Below are 14,903 nucleotides of genomic sequence, written 5' to 3' on the forward strand. Positions count from 1 at the left end.
AGGAATCCTCGATGGACCAGAACGCTATCCTGCTCGCCCTCGGCGGCATCGGTGCCGCCGCCCTGCTCAGTCAATGGCTGGCCTGGCGCCTGCGCCTGCCAGCCATTCTTTTCCTGCTGCTGTCCGGGATCGTCGCCGGCCCGCTACTCGGCTGGCTCGATCCGGACGAGATGTTCGGCCCCCTGCTGTTCCCACTGGTATCCCTGGCAGTGGCGCTGATCCTCTTCGAGGGCAGCCTGACCCTGCATTTCAGCGAATGGAAGGAAATCGGCACCGTGGTGCACCGAATGGTGACCATCGGCGCGCTCTCGACCTGGGGCGTGATCGCCCTGGCCGCCCACTACCTGCTCGACTTCAGCTGGGAAATGGCCCTGCTGTTCGGCACCCTGACCCTGGTCACCGGGCCCACGGTGATCGTTCCGATGCTGCGGGTGGTCCGGCCCAAGGCCGCGGTGGCGAACATCCTGCGCTGGGAAGGCATCGTCATCGATCCCATCGGCGCCCTGCTGGCGGTAGTGGTGTACAGCTTCATCATCTCCAGCGGCGAAGGCGACGGCTGGCTGCACAGCCTGCAGACCTTCGGCGGGGTGATCCTCTGCGGCAGCCTGTTCGGCATCCTCGGCGGCTGGGCGCTGGGCATCGTCCTGCGCCGCCACTGGCTGCCGGACTACCTGCACAACCTGGCGACGCTGGCCGCGGTACTGGGCGTATTCATCGCCTCGAACCGGGTGATGCACGAATCCGGACTGCTCGCCGTCACCCTGATGGGCATGGGCCTGGCCAACATGAAGGGCGTCGACGTACGGCAGATCCTGCACTTCAAGGAAAACCTCAGCGTCCTGCTGATTTCCGGCCTGTTCATCCTCCTGGCCGCGCGCCTGGACATCAATGCCCTGCTCGGCCTGGGCCCGGCGGCGCTGCTGGTGCTGCTGCTGATCCAGTTCGTCGCCCGGCCGCTGAACGTGGCGCTGTCGACCTGGGGTTCGCCGCTGAGCTGGCGCGAGCGCGCCCTGCTCAGCTGGATCGCCCCGCGCGGGATCGTCGCCGCGGCGGTCTCGGCGATCTTCGCCATCCGCCTGAGCGCCGAAGGCCATGCCCAGGCGGCGCTGCTGGTGCCGCTGACCTTTCTGGTGATCATCGGCACGGTGGTCCTGCAAAGCGCCACCGCCCGCCCCCTGGCGCGCCTGCTGAAGGTCGCCGAGCCCTCGCCCAGCGGCTACCTGATCGTCGGCGCCAATCCGGTCGGGCGCGCCATCGGCAAAGCCCTGAAGAGCCTCGGCAGCCGCGTGCTGCTGACTGATTCGAGCTGGGAAAACATCCGCGCCGCCCGCATGGACAACCTGCCCACCTATTTCGGCAATCCCACCTCGCAGCACGCCGAAGCCCACCTCGACCTGGTCGGCATCGGGCACTTGCTGGGGGTTTCTCCAGCCGGCGAGCTGAATACCCTGGCGGCCATGCGCTTCCGCCACGAGTTCGGCCATCGCCAGCTGTTCGGCCTGCCGACCAGCCAGGAAGCCAAGCGTACCGACAAGCACCGCTCCAGCGACGAACACCGTGGCCGCCCACTTGGCCAGCGACCGCTGACCTACGCGCAGTTCGCCAGCCTGCTGTCGCGCGGCGCCGAAATCCGCACCACCCTGCTCACCGACACCTTCGGCTGGAACGACTACCAGGCGCTGCACGGCGAGTCCGCGATCCTGCTGTTCGCCCGCGATCCGAACGGCAGGATGCACGTCGCCACGCCACAGTCCACGCTGGCGCCGGGCACTGGCTGGACGCTGCTGTCGCTGATCGACGCGGAACCGTCAGTCAGCAAGTCGCAGGCCACGGAAATCGCCAACTAGACTTCAACGAACCGACGAAAGACCGTCGTCACCCTATCCAAGGTTGGGTGACAAACGAAGCCCACGAAGAGGATGATTGCATCTAGCCATCATCCTCTTTTTTCATCAGGCCATGACCATGTCCAATCAACAACATTCCCGCCTGGGCCAGATCCTGATCAACAAGGGGCTGATTAGCGCCGCCCAACTGGACGCCGCGATCCAGGCGCAGTTGAGCAACCACAAGCGCCTGGGCGAAACCCTGATCGAGCAGGGCCTGCTGAGCGAACGGCAACTGAAGAAGGCGCTGAAGAAGCAGACCAACCTGCGCCTGGCCGCGACCCTGGTCGCCGCCCTGCTCAGTCCGTTCCAGATGGCCAGCGCCGACATCCAGCGTATGCAGCCGCCAGCGGCCATGAGCCGCCAGGAATTGCCGAAGAACCTGCGTCCGCTGACCGACGTCGAGATGAGCAACGTCAACGCCCAGGGCCTCAACGAAAGCCTCGAGGGCCTGTTCCTGAAGGCCGAGGGCGGCGACGGACTGGCCGCGGTGAAGCAACTGGCGAAGCTGGTGATGCCGATGCTCGACAGCCTGGAGGCGGAAACCTCGATGAGCGACGTTCGCTACGAAACCGGCAAGACGCAAAGCACGCTCAACCCCGACGGCTCGGTCAACCTGCGCCTGCCGAGCAGTATCGGCGAGGTGCGCTTCGACAATATTCGCATTGCCGGCGCGCCGCGCGAGCAGACGTTCGGCAGCGTCAGCCTGCAACAGATCGACCTGTCCCAGGCCTCCCTGAAGATCAGCCTGCGGCCCTGATCCCAACCCAGGGCCGGATCGTCCGGGGATATGGAAAAGGCACCCGTGGGTGCCTTCTTTCTGCCTGTATCAAGCCGCCTGGCTGGCCGGGAACCCCGGCAGGACCGGAACCGGCCGCTTTTCGTCGTCGATGGCAACGAAGCTGAACAGGCCGTGTATGGCCTTCTCGCGACCGTCGGCGTACATGCTTTCCAGGTACACCTCGACCTCCACCTTGAGGCTGGTGTTGCCGACCTTGACCACCCGTCCGACCAGTTCGACGATCGAGCCCGCCGGGATCGGGTGGTTGAAGTCGATGCGATCGGTGGAAACGGTCACCAGCGGCAGGCGGCAGAAACGGGTCGCGGTGATGAACGAGACCTCGTCCATCCAGGCCAGCGCAGTCCCGCCGAACAGGGTGTTGTGGTGATTGGTGGTGGGCGGGAATACCGCCTTGGTCACACGGGTTTCGGAAAGCTCGGTGCGACGCAGGATTTCTTGCTCTCTGGGGGTCATGCCACGAATACCGGATGGAGTGGCTGCCTGGGTGCCGCGGATGTTGTACTGGTTATGCGCTGCCGTGGGCAGTAGGAAGCGCCGCCGGAAAGGCGAACGCCAGACATGAAAAAAGCAGCCCTCGGGCTGCTTTTCTCGGAGAAGAACCGGATTAGACCAGTTTTTCCTTGATGCGCGCGGCCTTGCCGGACAGGGCGCGGAGGTAGTACAGCTTGGCCTTGCGCACGTCGCCGCGACGCTTGACGCTCAGGCTGTCGACGATCGGGCTGTAGGTCTGGAAGGTACGTTCCACGCCCACGCCGTTGGAGATCTTGCGCACGGTGAAGGCGCTGTTCAGGCCACGGTTGCGCTTGGCGATAACGACGCCTTCGAAGGCCTGCAGACGCTGACGGTCGCCTTCCTTCACCTTGACCTGGACGATCACGGTATCGCCGGGGGCGAACGCCGGGATCTCTTTGTTCATCTGTTCAGCTTCGATCTGCTGAATGATCTTGTTGGTCATGCTGTGCTCCTAAGACCGGCAATCGGCCAGCCATCGATACGTTAACTATCGTCCCGCTGACGGATATATTCCGCCAGCAGCTTCTGCTCTTCTCCAGAAAGCGAGCGGCTATCCAGAAGATCGGCGCGTCGTTCCCAGGTCCGCCCAAGGGCCTGCTGCAAACGCCAACGCCGGATGTGTTCATGGTTGCCACTGAGCAACACTTCAGGAACACGTTTGTCCGCGTACACCTCGGGTCGGGTGTAGTGCGGGCAGTCGAGCAGGCCATCCGTGAAGGAGTCCTCCTCGGCGGAATCTGCATGACCCAATGCACCGGGCAGCAACCGCGTCACTGCATCGACCAGCACCATGGCCGGCAACTCACCGCCGGACAGGACATAATCGCCGATCGACCATTCTTCATCGACGTGCTCTTCGATGAAGCGCTCGTCGATGCCTTCGTAGCGCCCGGCGATGAGGATCAACGCTTCCTCTTCGGCCAGTTCGCGTACGCCCGCCTGCGTCAGCTGGCGGCCTTGCGGCGAAAGGTAGATCACCTTCGCCTTCCTGCCCCCGGCGGCTTGCCTGGCATCCGCCAGCGCGCCCTCCAGAGGCTTGATCTTCATCACCATGCCAGGGCCACCGCCGAAGGGCCGGTCGTCCACCGTCTGGTGGCGGTCCTCGGTGTAGTCCCGTGGATTCCAGCAGGTCAGCGTGAGCAACCCCTGCTTTACCGCACGGCTGGTGATGCCATAGTCACTGATCGCGCGGAACATCTCCGGAAAGATGCTGACGACGCCCACCCACAAACGCTTGTCCATGGATGATCAGAAGTCCGCGTCCCAGTCCACCCGCATCTCGCCAGCGGCCAGGTCGATCGACAGCACGCACTGCCCGGTGTAGGGCAACAGGCGCTCGCGGTCGTCCAGGCTGCCCGCGCAGGGCTTGACCACCATGACATCGTTGGCACCGGTTTCCAGCAGATGGTCGATCACGCCGAGCAACTGCCCGCCCTGGTCGATCACCTTCAGGCCTTCCAGCTGGTGCCAGTAGTACTCACCTTCCTCGAGAGAGGGCAACTCGCTACGCGGGATGCAGATCTCGTAACCGGTGAAGGTGCGGGCCTCTTCGCGATCGTCGAGCCCCTTGAGCTTGGCGGCCAGGACCTTGCCATGCAGGCGCCCCCTGACCAGCTCGGCCTGCCGAATCTCGCCGTCGCGCCGGAGCGTCCAGCGGCGATAGTCCAGCAGGTTGTCCAACGGGTCGGTAAAGGAATACACCTTCACCTCACCGCGGATGCCGTACACCGAAACGATCTTGCCGATCACGACCAGGTCGTCGGCGGGTGTCGGCATTTCACTCATGACGGCTTAGGCGTTTGCCTTGGCAGCGTCCTTGAGCAGCTGAGCAACGCGCTCAGACGGCTGTGCACCCTGGCCGAGCCAGTAGGTAGCACGCTCCTGGTCGACGGACAGACGCACTTCGCCACCAGTCGCAACCGGGTTGAAGAAACCGATGCGCTCGACGAAGCGACCATCGCGCGCATTGCGGCTGTTGGTCACGGTCAGGTGGTAGAAGGGGCGCTTTTTGGAGCCGCCACGAGCAAGACGGATGGTTACCATGTGAACTTCGTTCCTGTAGTCGGTGCTTGCAAAATGAATGCACGCTGGGCCCACGGCCCGAAAGGCCGCATATTCTAAGGATTATCGGGGAATTTGCAAATCTCTTTTTCGGCCACCCATCGGCCGGCGCGGAGAGCGCGGGAAGCACACGGTCCGCCCGCCGGCCGACGGCGCGAAACCGTCGGCGTGGCCAGCGGCCGCGCGTCCGATCAAAGCTTGGGCATGCCCCCCGGGAACATGCTGCCCATGCCTCGCATCATCTTGGCCATGCCGCCCTTGGCGGTGACCTTCTTCATCATCTTCTGCATCTGCTTGTGCTGCTTGATCAGCCGGCCGACGTCCTGCACCTGGGTACCGGAGCCAAGGGCGATGCGGCGCTTGCGCGAGCCGCTGATCATTTCCGGATCGCGCCGTTCGCCGGGCGTCATCGAGTTGATGATCGCCTCCATCTGCTTGAACTGTTTCTCCGCAGCACCCTGGGCATTGCCCATCTGCGCCAGGTTGACCCCGCCGAGCATCGGCAGCTTGTCCATGAGCCCGCCGAGGCCGCCCATGTTCTTCATCTGTTGCAACTGGTCGCGGAAGTCTTCCAGGTCGAAGCCCTTGCCCTTCTTGATCTTCTTCGCCAGCTTCTCGGCCTTGTCGCGGTCGAGGTTCTGCTCGGCCTGTTCGATCAGGCTGAGCACGTCGCCCATGCCGAGGATGCGCGAGGCCACGCGGTCGGGATGGAACGGATCGAGCGCTTCGCTCTTTTCGCCCATGCCGAGGAACTTGATCGGCTTGCCGGTGATCGCCCGCACCGAGAGCGCGGCACCACCACGCGCGTCGCCGTCGACCTTGGTCAGGACCACGCCGGTCAGCGGCAAGGCGTCATTGAAGGCCTTGGCGGTGTTGGCGGCGTCCTGGCCGGTCATGGCATCGACCACGAACAGGGTTTCCGCCGGCTTGATCGCCGCGTGCACCTGCTTGATCTCGTCCATCATGTCGGCATCGATGTGCAGGCGGCCTGCGGTATCGACGATCACCACGTCGATGAACTTCAGCCTCGCCTCGCGGATCGCCGCCTCGGCGATGGCCACCGGCTTCTGGCTGACGTCGGAAGGGAAGAAGGTTACGCCAACCTCGCCCGCCAGGGTTTCCAGCTGCTTGATCGCGGCGGGTCGGTAGACGTCGGCGGAAACCACCATCACCGACTTCTTCTTGCGTTCCTTAAGGAAGCGCGCCAGCTTGCCCGCGGTGGTGGTCTTGCCCGCGCCCTGCAGGCCGGCCATCAGGATCACCGCCGGCGGCGCGACGCTCAGCGCCAGGTCCTCGTTGGCCGCCCCCATCAGCTCCTCGAGCTCGGCGCGGACGATCTTCACGAACGCCTGTCCCGGGGTCAGGCTCTTCGAGACCTCGGTACCGACGGCGCGCTCCTTGACCTTGTTGACGAAGTCCTTGACCACCGGCAGGGCCACGTCGGCCTCGAGCAGGGCCATGCGCACTTCGCGCAGAGTGTCCTTGATGTTGTCCTCGGTCAGCTTGGCCTTGCCGGTGACATGGCGAAGCGTCTGCGAGAGGCGGTCTGTAAGGTTTTCGAACATGCGCGATCCTTCCACGGGGGTTGCGGCAAGCGGCGGATTATAACCAAGAGCGCGTCGCGGGACACGCGATGAAAGACGGAGTGTGTGTCCGGCGACGACCGGAGGCCAGCCTCAAGTCCTTGATTTGCCGATGCGTTCCGTCTTTGCCGAAGCGACCGCCGGACCATGAGGTCGCGGCGCCCGCGGCAGGCGGTCCGCCAACCCGGCCACAGGTACGAGAGAACTGTTCGCAACGGCTTTCTCGCGACGCTCGATCTATGCCAAACTCCCATCCTTTCGGGCCCGCGATTACAAGGACTTATGCATCCCCTGCTGCCCAGCCTCATCGCTGCTGTTCTCTATCTCGGCACCGCCGCCTACCAGGGTGCCTGTGTGTCCAAGCGCACCGCGCCGGGCAAACCCCTGCTGCTCCTGTTCGGACTCCTGGCACTGGTCGCCCACGCCTTCAGCCTCTACCAGCAATTGCTGACCCCGGCCGGCCTGGTGCTGGACTTCTTCAACGCCGCCAGCCTGATCGCCGCCGCGGTAATTCTCCTGACCCTGCTGGCGACCTTGCGGATACCGGTGGAGAACCTGCTCCTCCTTCTATTCCCGCTGGGTGCCCTCACCACCCTGCTGGCGGTACTCATCCCCCACGGCACCGTCGAGCCGATCAACGAACAGCCAGGCATTCTGGCCCACATCCTGCTCTCGATCCTGGCCTACGGCCTGCTCACCATCGCGGTGTTCCAGGCGCTCTTGCTGCTGCTCCAGGACTACCGCCTCAAGCACAAGCATCCGTCCGGGCTGATCCGCAACTTCCCGCCCCTGCAAACCATGGAAAGCCTGCTGTTCGGCTTCCTCTGGGGCGGCTGGTCGCTGCTTTCGCTGTCGCTGCTGTCCGGATGGCTGTTCGTCGACAACCTGTTCGCCCAGCACCTGGCGCACAAGACCATCCTGTCCTGCTTCGCCTGGGTGGTCTTCGCCGTGCTCCTCTGGGGTCGCCACCAGCTCGGCTGGCGGGGCCACAAGGCGATCCGCTGGACCCTGGCCGGTTTCTGCCTGTTGATGTTGGCGTACTTCGGCAGCAAGCTGGTGCGGGAATTCATCCTGCACATCTGATGGGCCTCCTTCATGGATGAGCTGCACCCCGGGTACCTGGTCGGCCTGCTGGTTCTCCTGGTCGCCTGCTCGGCGTTCTTCTCCTGCGTCGAGACCGCCCTGCTCAACCTCGACCGTTACCGCCTGCGCCTGCAGGCCAAGCAAGGCCTGCGCGGGGCCCGGCGCAGCAGTTGGCTGCTGCTGCACGACGACCGCCTGCGCGGCACCCTGTTGTTCGGCCGCACCCTGGTCAACGTCAGCGCCGCCGCCCTGGCCAGTTGGGCCGCGCTGCGCCACTGGGGCGTCATCGGCCTGGCCGTCGCCATCCCCGGCATGACCCTGCTCCTGCTGCTGTTCGGCGCCCTGCTGCCGCGCCGCTACGGCGCCCTTCGCTCGGAACGCGTCGCCCTGCCGCTCAGCCTGCCGCTCCTGATCCTGCAGCGCCTGTGCTGGCCCCTGCTGTGGCTGCTGACCCTACTGAGCAACGCGCTGCTGCGCCTGCTCGGCGTCGCCGCGGCGGAACAGGACGACAGCGGACGCAGCCGCGACGAAGAGGCCCTGCATCCGGCCGACAACCCCCAGGCCAGCGAGGTCAACCGGCATGACATGCTGCTCGGCCTGCTGGACCTGGAGAAGGTCACGGTCAACGACCTGATGATCCCGCGCAACGAAATCGAAGGCATCGACCTCGACGACGAACTCGAGGTCATCGTCGAGCAGTTGCGCACCACCAGCCACACCCGCCTGCCGGTCTACCGCGACGACGTCAACCAGATCGAAGGGGTCGTGCACATGCGCCAGATCGCGCGCCTGCTGACCCAGGGCCGCCTGACCAAGGAGAATCTCCGCCAGGCCTGCATGGAGCCGTATTTCGTGCCGGAAAGCACGCCGCTGTCGACCCAGCTGGTGAACTTCCAGAAGGAGAAGCGCCGTATCGGCGTGGTGGTCGACGAATATGGCGAGGTGATCGGCATCGTCACGCTGGAGGACATCCTCGAAGAGATCGTCGGCGACTTCAACGACCTCGACAGCCTCGACAACCCGGATATCCAGGCCCAGGAGGACGGCAGCTTCGTCATCGACGGCAGCGCCAACCTGCGCGAGCTGAACAAGTCGCTTGGCTGGCAATTGCCCTGCGACGGCCCGAAGACCCTCAACGGCCTGGTCACCGAAGCCCTGGAGCAGATCCCCGATTGCGCGGTGTGCCTGCGCATCGGCCCCTACTGCCTGGAAATCCAGCAGTCGGCGGAAAACCGTGTGAAAAGCGTGCGCGCCTGGCATCCCCGCGCGCTGACCCCGCTGGTCGAAAGCGACGCCAGCGTCTGATCCGGGATTGCCGAACCGGCCCCGCGGCGCTCTATAATCGACCCCAGCTTATCCAGCCCTGCCGCCGGTTCCGCCGCTACCCGCAGCCCGAGCCCCGGCCAGTCACCCGCCAGTCCCGCCTGCCCGCCCGGCCCCGATGCCGACGGTACCAGCCGGCGCACGGCGCGCAGCCCCATCCTCCCTGCGCGACCGATCTCGTCCGCCCCACCCGGGCGCCGCGCCGCCGCATCGGCGCACTGGCCATAACCATCCGGCCGCACGGAAGCACTCCGTCGTGCCCCGACTGCCAGGGACCTTCCCACCATGACCGCCGCCCCCCTCGCCGCCGACGCCGCTCCGGAACCGGCCAACTCGACCACCCGGGTCGCAGTCGCCAGCTTCATCGGCACCGCCATCGAGTTCTACGATTTCTACGTCTATGCCACTGCCGCCGCCCTGGTGATCGGTCCGGTATTCTTCCCGCAGACATCCGGCACCGCGCAGATGCTCAGCGCCTTCCTCACCTTCGGCATCGCCTTCCTCGCCCGTCCGCTGGGCTCGGCGCTGTTCGGCCACTTCGGCGACCGCATCGGGCGCAAGTCGACCCTGGTCGCCTCGCTGCTGCTGATGGGGGTGTCCACCACCCTGATCGGCGTCCTCCCCGGCTACGACAGCATCGGCTACTGGGCGCCGTTGCTGCTCTGCGTGCTGCGCTTCGGCCAGGGCCTCGGCCTCGGCGGCGAGTGGGGCGGCGCCGCGCTGCTGGCCACGGAGAACGCGCCGGCCGGCAAGCGCGCCTGGTTCGGCATGTTTCCCCAGCTCGGCCCGTCGATCGGCTTCCTCGCCGCCAACGGCCTGTTCCTGGCCCTGGCGATGCTGCTCAGCGAGGAGCAGTTCCGTGACTGGGGCTGGCGGATCCCGTTCCTGCTCAGCGCGGCGCTGGTTGTGGTCGGCCTCTACGTACGCCTGAAGCTGGCGGAAACCCCGGTGTTCGCCAAGGCCATGGCCAAGCACGAGAGGGTCCGCCTGCCGATCGCCGAGCTGTTCGCCCAGCACTGGCGGCCGACCCTGCTCGGCGCCCTGGCGATGGTGGTGTGTTATGCGCTTTTCTATATCTCCACGGTGTTCTCGCTGAGCTACGGGGTGGCCAGCCTCGGCTTCAGCCGCGAGGAGTTCCTTGGTCTGCTGTGCCTCGCGGTGCTCTTCATGGCCGCCGCCACGCCGCTGTCGGCCTGGCTCAGCGACCGCTTCGGACGCAAGCCGGTACTGCTGCTCGGCAGCCTGGCGGCGATCGCCTCCGGCTTCGCCATGGAGCCGCTGCTCAGCCAGGGCTCGACGTTCAGCGTCGCCCTGTTCCTCTGCATCGAGCTGTTCCTGATGGGGGTCACCTTCGCCCCGATGGGCGCGCTGCTGCCGGAAATATTCCCCACCCACGTGCGCTACACCGGCGCGTCGGCGGCCTACAACCTGGGCGGCATTCTCGGCGCCTCGGTGGCGCCCTATATCGCCCAGAAGCTGGTCGGCATCGGCGGCCTGGGCTGGGTCGGCGGCTACGTCTCCGCAGCGGCGCTGCTCAGCCTGCTGGCGGTGCTGTGCCTGAAGGAAACCCGCGACAACGACCTCGGCGCAGTGTCCTGAGTCTCGCTCAGACTACCGCGACGCCGCCCTTCTCCCTCGCCGCCAACCAGTCGGCGAGGGCCCCGGCCCAGACCTGGTAGCCCAGCTGCGACGGATGAAAGCCGTCGATGGCCAGGTAGCCCGGAAGCAGGTCCAGCGAGATCGGGCAGTAGCCGGCGCCGGTCGCGCCAGCGAGATCGCACAGCGCCTCGTCGAGCAGCCGCCCGCGCCACCCCAGCAGGGCCCGCAGCAACCCGGGCAAGGCGGAAAAATGCTGCAGCGGCGGCACCGCGGTGCAGGTCACCTGCGCGCCGGCCGCCTGGAAGCCGTCGATCAGGGCCGCGCAGTCGGCGCGCCAGCGTTCGAGGGAGCGCAGGCTGGTGGTGTCATTGACGCCGAAGACCAGGATCACCTGGTCGAAGAAACGTCCCGCCACCTGCGGTAGCAGGCGTTCGCGCGCCTCGCCGCTGGTGATGCCGTTCTCGCCCAGCGCCTGCCAGGCCACCGGGCGGCGCAGACGCTCGCCCAGCGCCGCGGCCAGGCGGCCGGCCAGGGCGTAGTCCAGGCAACTGGCGCCGACCCCGGCCACTGTCGACTCACCGAACAACAGCAAGCGCAGCGGCTCTTCGGCACCGGACCCACCGACCAGCCCTTCGCGAGGTCCCGCCGCGGGCGCCAGGCGCAAGGCTCGGCGGCGGGTGCGGATAGCCAGCGGCACCGCCAGCGGCAGCAACGGCAGAGCCGCCGCCCACCAGGCCAGCGTTGCCAGCCGGCGCATCTCAGAGTTCGACGCGAACCGCCTGGGCGGCCCGGGTCGCCTTGGCGCGGGCGGCGTCGATCGACTCGTCGCGCGCCAGGGCCACGCCCATCCGCCGCTGGCCATCCACTTCCGGCTTGCCGAACAGGCGTAGCGCCGTATCCGCCTCGCTCAGCGCGGCGCCGAGGTTGGCGAAAGCGACCTGCCGGGACTTGCCTTCCACCAGGATCACCGCCGAGGCCGACGGGCCGAGCTGGCGGATCACCGGGATCGGCAGGCCGAGGATCGCCCGCGCGTGCAGCGCGAACTCGGAAAGATCCTGGGAAATCAGGGTCACCAGGCCGGTATCGTGCGGACGCGGCGACACCTCGCTGAACCACACCTGGTCGCCCTTGACGAACAGTTCGACGCCGAACAGCCCGCGTCCGCCGAGGGCCTCGGTCACTGCCCGGGCGACCCGCTCGGACTCGGCCAGAGCCTGCGCGCTCATCGCCTGCGGCTGCCAGGACTCGTGGTAGTCGCCCTTGACCTGGCGGTGACCGATCGGCGCGCAGAAAGTGGTGCCGTCGACGTGGCGCACGGTGAGCAGGGTGATTTCGTAGTCGAAATCGATGAAGCCCTCGACGATCACCCGGCCCTTGCCGGCGCGCCCGCCTTCCTGGGCATAGTCCCAGGCCGCCTGCAGGTCGTCGGGGCCTTTCAGGACGCTCTGGCCCTTGCCCGACGAACTCATGATCGGCTTCACCACGCAGGGGTAGCCGACGCGCTCGACGCCACGGCGGTAGTCCTCGAAGGTATCGGCGAAGTGATAGGGCGAGGTCGGCAAGCCGAGCTCCTCGGCAGCCAGCCGGCGGATACCCTCGCGGTTCATGGTCAGTTGCGCGGCGCGGGCGGTGGGCACCACGGTGTAGCCTTCGGCCTCCAGCTCGACCAGGGTCGCGGTGGCGATGGCCTCGATCTCCGGCACGATGTAGTGCGGCTTCTCCTGCTCGATCACCGCGCGCAGGGCGGCGCCGTCGAGCATGCTGATCACGTGGCTGCGATGTGCCACCTGCATGGCCGGCGCGTTGCCATAGCGATCGACGGCGATCACTTCGCAACCCAGGCGTTGCAGCTCGATGGCGACTTCCTTGCCCAGCTCGCCGGAGCCACAGAGAAGGACGCGGGTCGCGCTCGGCGACAGGGGGGTACCGATACGGGTCATGGAAGAACCTCGGAAATGAAAGAAAACGGAATCCGCTTCAGGCGGAACCGCTGACCAGCCCTTGCGCCTTGGCGCGCTCGAAACAGCGACCGAGCACCTCGCGGCGCTCGTCGTTGCTCATCAGGCCCCAGCGGGTGATCTCGGCCGCCGTGCGCTGGCAGCCGATGCAGATGTCCTGCTCGTCCAGCGCGCAGACATGCACGCAGGGCGAAGCCACCGGTCGCTCGTTCACGCCGGGTCCTCGACGAGGTCGCGGGCGTAACGGCGGGCATTGTGCACATAGTGGGCGGCGCTGGCCTCGAGCATCTTCTTCTGCGGCTCGCTCAGCTCGCGCACTACCTTGCCCGGCGAGCCCATCACCAGCGAGCCGTCGGGAATCTCCTTGCCCTCGGGAATCAGCGCGTTGGCGCCGATGATGCAGTACTTGCCGATCTTCGCCCCATTGAGGATCACCGCGTTGATCCCCACCAGGCTGTAGTCGCCCACGCTGCAACCATGCAGCATGGCGTTGTGGCCGACGGTGACGCCCTTGCCGAGGGTCAGCGGATAGCCCATGTCGGTGTGCATCACCGAGCCGTCCTGGACGTTGCTGTGCTCGCCGATATGGATCAGCTCGTTGTCGCCGCGCAGCACCGCGCCAAACCAGACGCTGGCGCCGGCATCCAGGCGAACCTTGCCGATCACCGCTGCGCTGGGCGCGATCCAGCTGTCGGGATGGGTTTCGACGCGGGCATCGCCCAGGCGGTATTTCATCGCGATCTCCTCATGGCCGGGGTCTGCGCCCCGTCGGTCAACTCAGTTTGATGAACGAAGCCGGCGGCGTGTGCAGGTCGATGGGGTCGTCGTACAGCAGGTTGACCAGCTCCACCACCATGATGGCCGTCAGGCCCCAGATCTTGAACTCGCCGAAGCGATAGCTGGGCACGTACCAGCTGCGGCCGAAGTAGTCGATGCGGTGGGTGACCTCGCGCGGGTCGTCGCGAAAGAAACTCAGCGGCACGTTGAACACCGCGGCGATCTCGCCGTCGTTGGGCTGGTACTCGACGAAGTCGGGAATGAAGGCGACATAGGGAGTGACCTCGATGCCATGCCGCGAGACCAGGGTGCTCAGCGGCCCGACCACTTCCACCAGGCCCGGCGGCAAGGCGATCTCCTCCTCCGCCTCGCGCAGGGCGGTGCGCACCAGGTCGGCGTCTTCCGGGTCGCGCCGCCCGCCGGGGAAGGCGACCTCGCCGCCATGGGTGGACAAACCGGCGGCGCGCAGGGTCAGCACCAGCTCCGGATCGTCGCTGCGGGTGATGGGCACCAGCACGGCCGCTTGGGGGAAGCGCTGGTCGGTATCCAGTTGGCGGGGGCGGTGCGCCTCGATGCGTTGGCGCAGCTGGTCGAGCGTGCAGTTCATACTGCCGGGGTTTCCGAGGTCTTGTCGTTTCCCCGAGATCATGGCACGAAAGCCCCGGCCAGCCCACCCCTCCCGCACGGGGCCTTGTCGCCTCCCGGCCAGCCGAGCAAGATAGGCCTTTCCCCGAAGAAGAACCTGGCATGAAATTCTGCAGCCTGTGCGGCGCCACGGTGGTCCAGCGCATCCCGGACGGCGACAACCGCCTGCGCTACGTCTGCGACGCCTGCCACACCGTGCACTACCAGAACCCGCGTATCGTCGCCGGCAGCCTGCCGGTGTGGGACGGCCAGGTCCTGCTCTGCCGTCGCGCCATTGCGCCGCGCCTGGGCTACTGGACGCTGCCGGCCGGCTTCATGGAGAACGGCGAGACCCTCGCCCAGGCGGCGGCCCGCGAGACAGAGGAAGAAGCCAACGCGCGGATCGGCGACCTGCAGCTCTATACCCTTTTCGACCTGCCGCACATCAGCCAGGTCTACCTGTTCTTCCGCGCCGAGCTGCTCGACCTGGATTTCTCCGCCGGCGATGAAAGCCTGGAGGTGCGGCTTTTCGACGAAGCGGAGATTCCCTGGTCGGAGCTGGCTTTTCCGACCATCGGCCGTACCTTAGAATGCTACTTCAGCGACCGCCGCGAAGGCTGCTTCCCGGTGCGCAACGAAGCCATTGCACCTATGCTGGCTTCCTATAAGAAAGACTGAACGCCAAACACTCGAA

17 protein-coding genes are annotated in these 14,903 nt (G+C 66.3%); 6 read left to right on the forward strand and 11 right to left on the reverse strand.

Annotated features, from left to right (window positions below):
• Positions 1 to 11: 11 nt before the first annotated feature.
• Positions 12 to 1,847 (forward strand): cation:proton antiporter, encoded by a 1,836-nt coding sequence (locus tag JHD77_RS13910; RefSeq protein ID WP_031629985.1) that lies wholly within the window; start codon positions 12 to 14, stop codon positions 1,845 to 1,847.
• Positions 1,848 to 1,959: 112 nt separating this feature from the next.
• Complete coding sequence (locus tag JHD77_RS13915; RefSeq protein ID WP_003119314.1) at positions 1,960 to 2,646, forward strand: hypothetical protein; 687 nt, start codon at positions 1,960 to 1,962, stop codon at positions 2,644 to 2,646.
• Positions 2,647 to 2,715: 69 nt separating this feature from the next.
• Here the strand turns inward: JHD77_RS13915 and JHD77_RS13920 are convergent, their stop codons facing one another.
• From JHD77_RS13920 to ffh, 6 genes are all read right to left on the reverse strand, one after another.
• Positions 2,716 to 3,141, reverse strand: a complete 426-nt coding sequence (locus JHD77_RS13920) for an acyl-CoA thioesterase (protein WP_003092635.1) — start codon at positions 3,139 to 3,141, stop codon at positions 2,716 to 2,718.
• Between the two features lie 151 nt (positions 3,142 to 3,292).
• Complete coding sequence (gene rplS / locus JHD77_RS13925; protein WP_003092637.1) at positions 3,293 to 3,643, reverse strand: 50S ribosomal protein L19; 351 nt, start codon at positions 3,641 to 3,643, stop codon at positions 3,293 to 3,295.
• A gap of 41 nt (positions 3,644 to 3,684) precedes the next feature.
• A complete protein-coding gene (gene trmD / locus JHD77_RS13930; RefSeq protein ID WP_003119312.1) occupies positions 3,685 to 4,443 on the reverse strand; it encodes a tRNA (guanosine(37)-N1)-methyltransferase TrmD in 759 nt (252 codons plus the stop codon).
• 6 nt (positions 4,444 to 4,449) lie between these two features.
• Positions 4,450 to 4,977, reverse strand: coding sequence for a ribosome maturation factor RimM (gene rimM, locus JHD77_RS13935; RefSeq protein ID WP_003092640.1), 528 nt, complete (start codon positions 4,975 to 4,977; stop codon positions 4,450 to 4,452).
• 15 nt (positions 4,978 to 4,992) lie between these two features.
• On the reverse strand, positions 4,993 to 5,244 hold the full coding sequence (rpsP, locus tag JHD77_RS13940) for a 30S ribosomal protein S16 (RefSeq protein ID WP_003092643.1): 252 nt from the start codon (positions 5,242 to 5,244) through the stop codon (positions 4,993 to 4,995).
• A gap of 209 nt (positions 5,245 to 5,453) precedes the next feature.
• Complete coding sequence (gene ffh / locus JHD77_RS13945; RefSeq protein ID WP_003092645.1) at positions 5,454 to 6,827, reverse strand: signal recognition particle protein; 1,374 nt, start codon at positions 6,825 to 6,827, stop codon at positions 5,454 to 5,456.
• A 300-nt stretch (positions 6,828 to 7,127) separates the two neighbouring features.
• Between ffh and JHD77_RS13950 the strand changes: the two genes are divergently transcribed.
• From JHD77_RS13950 to JHD77_RS13960, 3 genes are all read left to right on the forward strand, one after another.
• Positions 7,128 to 7,928 carry a cytochrome C assembly family protein gene (locus tag JHD77_RS13950; RefSeq protein WP_003092649.1) on the forward strand — a complete coding sequence of 267 codons (801 nt, stop codon included), beginning with the start codon at positions 7,128 to 7,130 and terminating at the stop codon, positions 7,926 to 7,928.
• Positions 7,929 to 7,940: 12 nt separating this feature from the next.
• Positions 7,941 to 9,233, forward strand: a complete 1,293-nt coding sequence (locus JHD77_RS13955; RefSeq protein WP_003111904.1) for an HlyC/CorC family transporter — start codon at positions 7,941 to 7,943, stop codon at positions 9,231 to 9,233.
• Positions 9,234 to 9,536: 303 nt separating this feature from the next.
• Positions 9,537 to 10,850 (forward strand): MFS transporter, encoded by a 1,314-nt coding sequence (locus JHD77_RS13960; RefSeq protein ID WP_031755345.1) that lies wholly within the window; start codon positions 9,537 to 9,539, stop codon positions 10,848 to 10,850.
• Positions 10,851 to 10,857: 7 nt separating this feature from the next.
• On the opposite strand, the gene JHD77_RS13965 is transcribed toward JHD77_RS13960, so the two are convergent.
• Genes JHD77_RS13965 through JHD77_RS13985 form a run of 5 tightly spaced genes read right to left on the reverse strand, consistent with a single transcriptional unit; the run spans position 10,858 to position 14,192 of the window.
• The gene (locus JHD77_RS13965; protein WP_003122122.1) at positions 10,858 to 11,607 is read right to left on the reverse strand and encodes an SGNH/GDSL hydrolase family protein; all 750 of its coding nucleotides are present in this window, start codon (positions 11,605 to 11,607) and stop codon (positions 10,858 to 10,860) included.
• A 1-nt stretch (position 11,608) separates the two neighbouring features.
• On the reverse strand, positions 11,609 to 12,790 hold the full coding sequence (purT, locus tag JHD77_RS13970; protein ID WP_003092658.1) for a formate-dependent phosphoribosylglycinamide formyltransferase: 1,182 nt from the start codon (positions 12,788 to 12,790) through the stop codon (positions 11,609 to 11,611).
• 37 nt (positions 12,791 to 12,827) lie between these two features.
• Positions 12,828 to 13,022, reverse strand: coding sequence for a DUF1289 domain-containing protein (locus JHD77_RS13975; RefSeq protein ID WP_003092660.1), 195 nt, complete (start codon positions 13,020 to 13,022; stop codon positions 12,828 to 12,830).
• Positions 13,019 to 13,543, reverse strand: a complete 525-nt coding sequence (locus JHD77_RS13980; RefSeq protein WP_003092662.1) for a gamma carbonic anhydrase family protein — start codon at positions 13,541 to 13,543, stop codon at positions 13,019 to 13,021. The genes JHD77_RS13975 and JHD77_RS13980 overlap by 4 nt, the downstream gene beginning before the upstream one ends.
• Positions 13,544 to 13,580: 37 nt before the next feature.
• Positions 13,581 to 14,192 (reverse strand): CoA pyrophosphatase, encoded by a 612-nt coding sequence (locus JHD77_RS13985; RefSeq protein WP_031652511.1) that lies wholly within the window; start codon positions 14,190 to 14,192, stop codon positions 13,581 to 13,583.
• 140 nt (positions 14,193 to 14,332) lie between these two features.
• On the opposite strand from JHD77_RS13985, the gene JHD77_RS13990 reads away from it, so the two are divergent.
• A complete protein-coding gene (locus tag JHD77_RS13990) occupies positions 14,333 to 14,887 on the forward strand; it encodes an NUDIX hydrolase (RefSeq protein WP_003092665.1) in 555 nt (184 codons plus the stop codon).
• The last annotated feature ends 16 nt before the right edge of the window (positions 14,888 to 14,903 follow it).

This window comes from Pseudomonas sp. P20, from assembly GCF_016463925.1.
Lineage (GTDB): Bacteria > Pseudomonadota > Gammaproteobacteria > Pseudomonadales > Pseudomonadaceae > Pseudomonas > Pseudomonas aeruginosa.

Bases quoted from the DNA above. Each gene is read 5' to 3' on its own strand.
- JHD77_RS13910 (WP_031629985.1), top strand. From the start codon at position 12: ATGGACCAGAACGCTATCCTGCTCGCCCTCGGCGGCATCGGTGCCGCC.
- JHD77_RS13915 (WP_003119314.1), top strand. From the start codon at position 1,960: ATGACCATGTCCAATCAACAACATTCCCGCCTGGGCCAGATCCTGATC.
- JHD77_RS13920 (WP_003092635.1), bottom strand. From the start codon at position 3,141: ATGACCCCCAGAGAGCAAGAAATCCTGCGTCGCACCGAGCTTTCCGAA.
- rplS (WP_003092637.1), bottom strand. From the start codon at position 3,643: ATGACCAACAAGATCATTCAGCAGATCGAAGCTGAACAGATGAACAAA.
- trmD (WP_003119312.1), bottom strand. From the start codon at position 4,443: ATGGACAAGCGTTTGTGGGTGGGCGTCGTCAGCATCTTTCCGGAGATG.
- rimM (WP_003092640.1), bottom strand. From the start codon at position 4,977: ATGCCGACACCCGCCGACGACCTGGTCGTGATCGGCAAGATCGTTTCG.
- rpsP (WP_003092643.1), bottom strand. From the start codon at position 5,244: ATGGTAACCATCCGTCTTGCTCGTGGCGGCTCCAAAAAGCGCCCCTTC.
- ffh (WP_003092645.1), bottom strand. From the start codon at position 6,827: ATGTTCGAAAACCTTACAGACCGCCTCTCGCAGACGCTTCGCCATGTC.
- JHD77_RS13950 (WP_003092649.1), top strand. From the start codon at position 7,128: ATGCATCCCCTGCTGCCCAGCCTCATCGCTGCTGTTCTCTATCTCGGC.
- JHD77_RS13955 (WP_003111904.1), top strand. From the start codon at position 7,941: ATGGATGAGCTGCACCCCGGGTACCTGGTCGGCCTGCTGGTTCTCCTG.
- JHD77_RS13960 (WP_031755345.1), top strand. From the start codon at position 9,537: ATGACCGCCGCCCCCCTCGCCGCCGACGCCGCTCCGGAACCGGCCAAC.
- JHD77_RS13965 (WP_003122122.1), bottom strand. From the start codon at position 11,607: ATGCGCCGGCTGGCAACGCTGGCCTGGTGGGCGGCGGCTCTGCCGTTG.
- purT (WP_003092658.1), bottom strand. From the start codon at position 12,790: ATGACCCGTATCGGTACCCCCCTGTCGCCGAGCGCGACCCGCGTCCTT.
- JHD77_RS13980 (WP_003092662.1), bottom strand. From the start codon at position 13,543: ATGAAATACCGCCTGGGCGATGCCCGCGTCGAAACCCATCCCGACAGC.
- JHD77_RS13985 (WP_031652511.1), bottom strand. From the start codon at position 14,192: ATGAACTGCACGCTCGACCAGCTGCGCCAACGCATCGAGGCGCACCGC.
- JHD77_RS13990 (WP_003092665.1), top strand. From the start codon at position 14,333: ATGAAATTCTGCAGCCTGTGCGGCGCCACGGTGGTCCAGCGCATCCCG.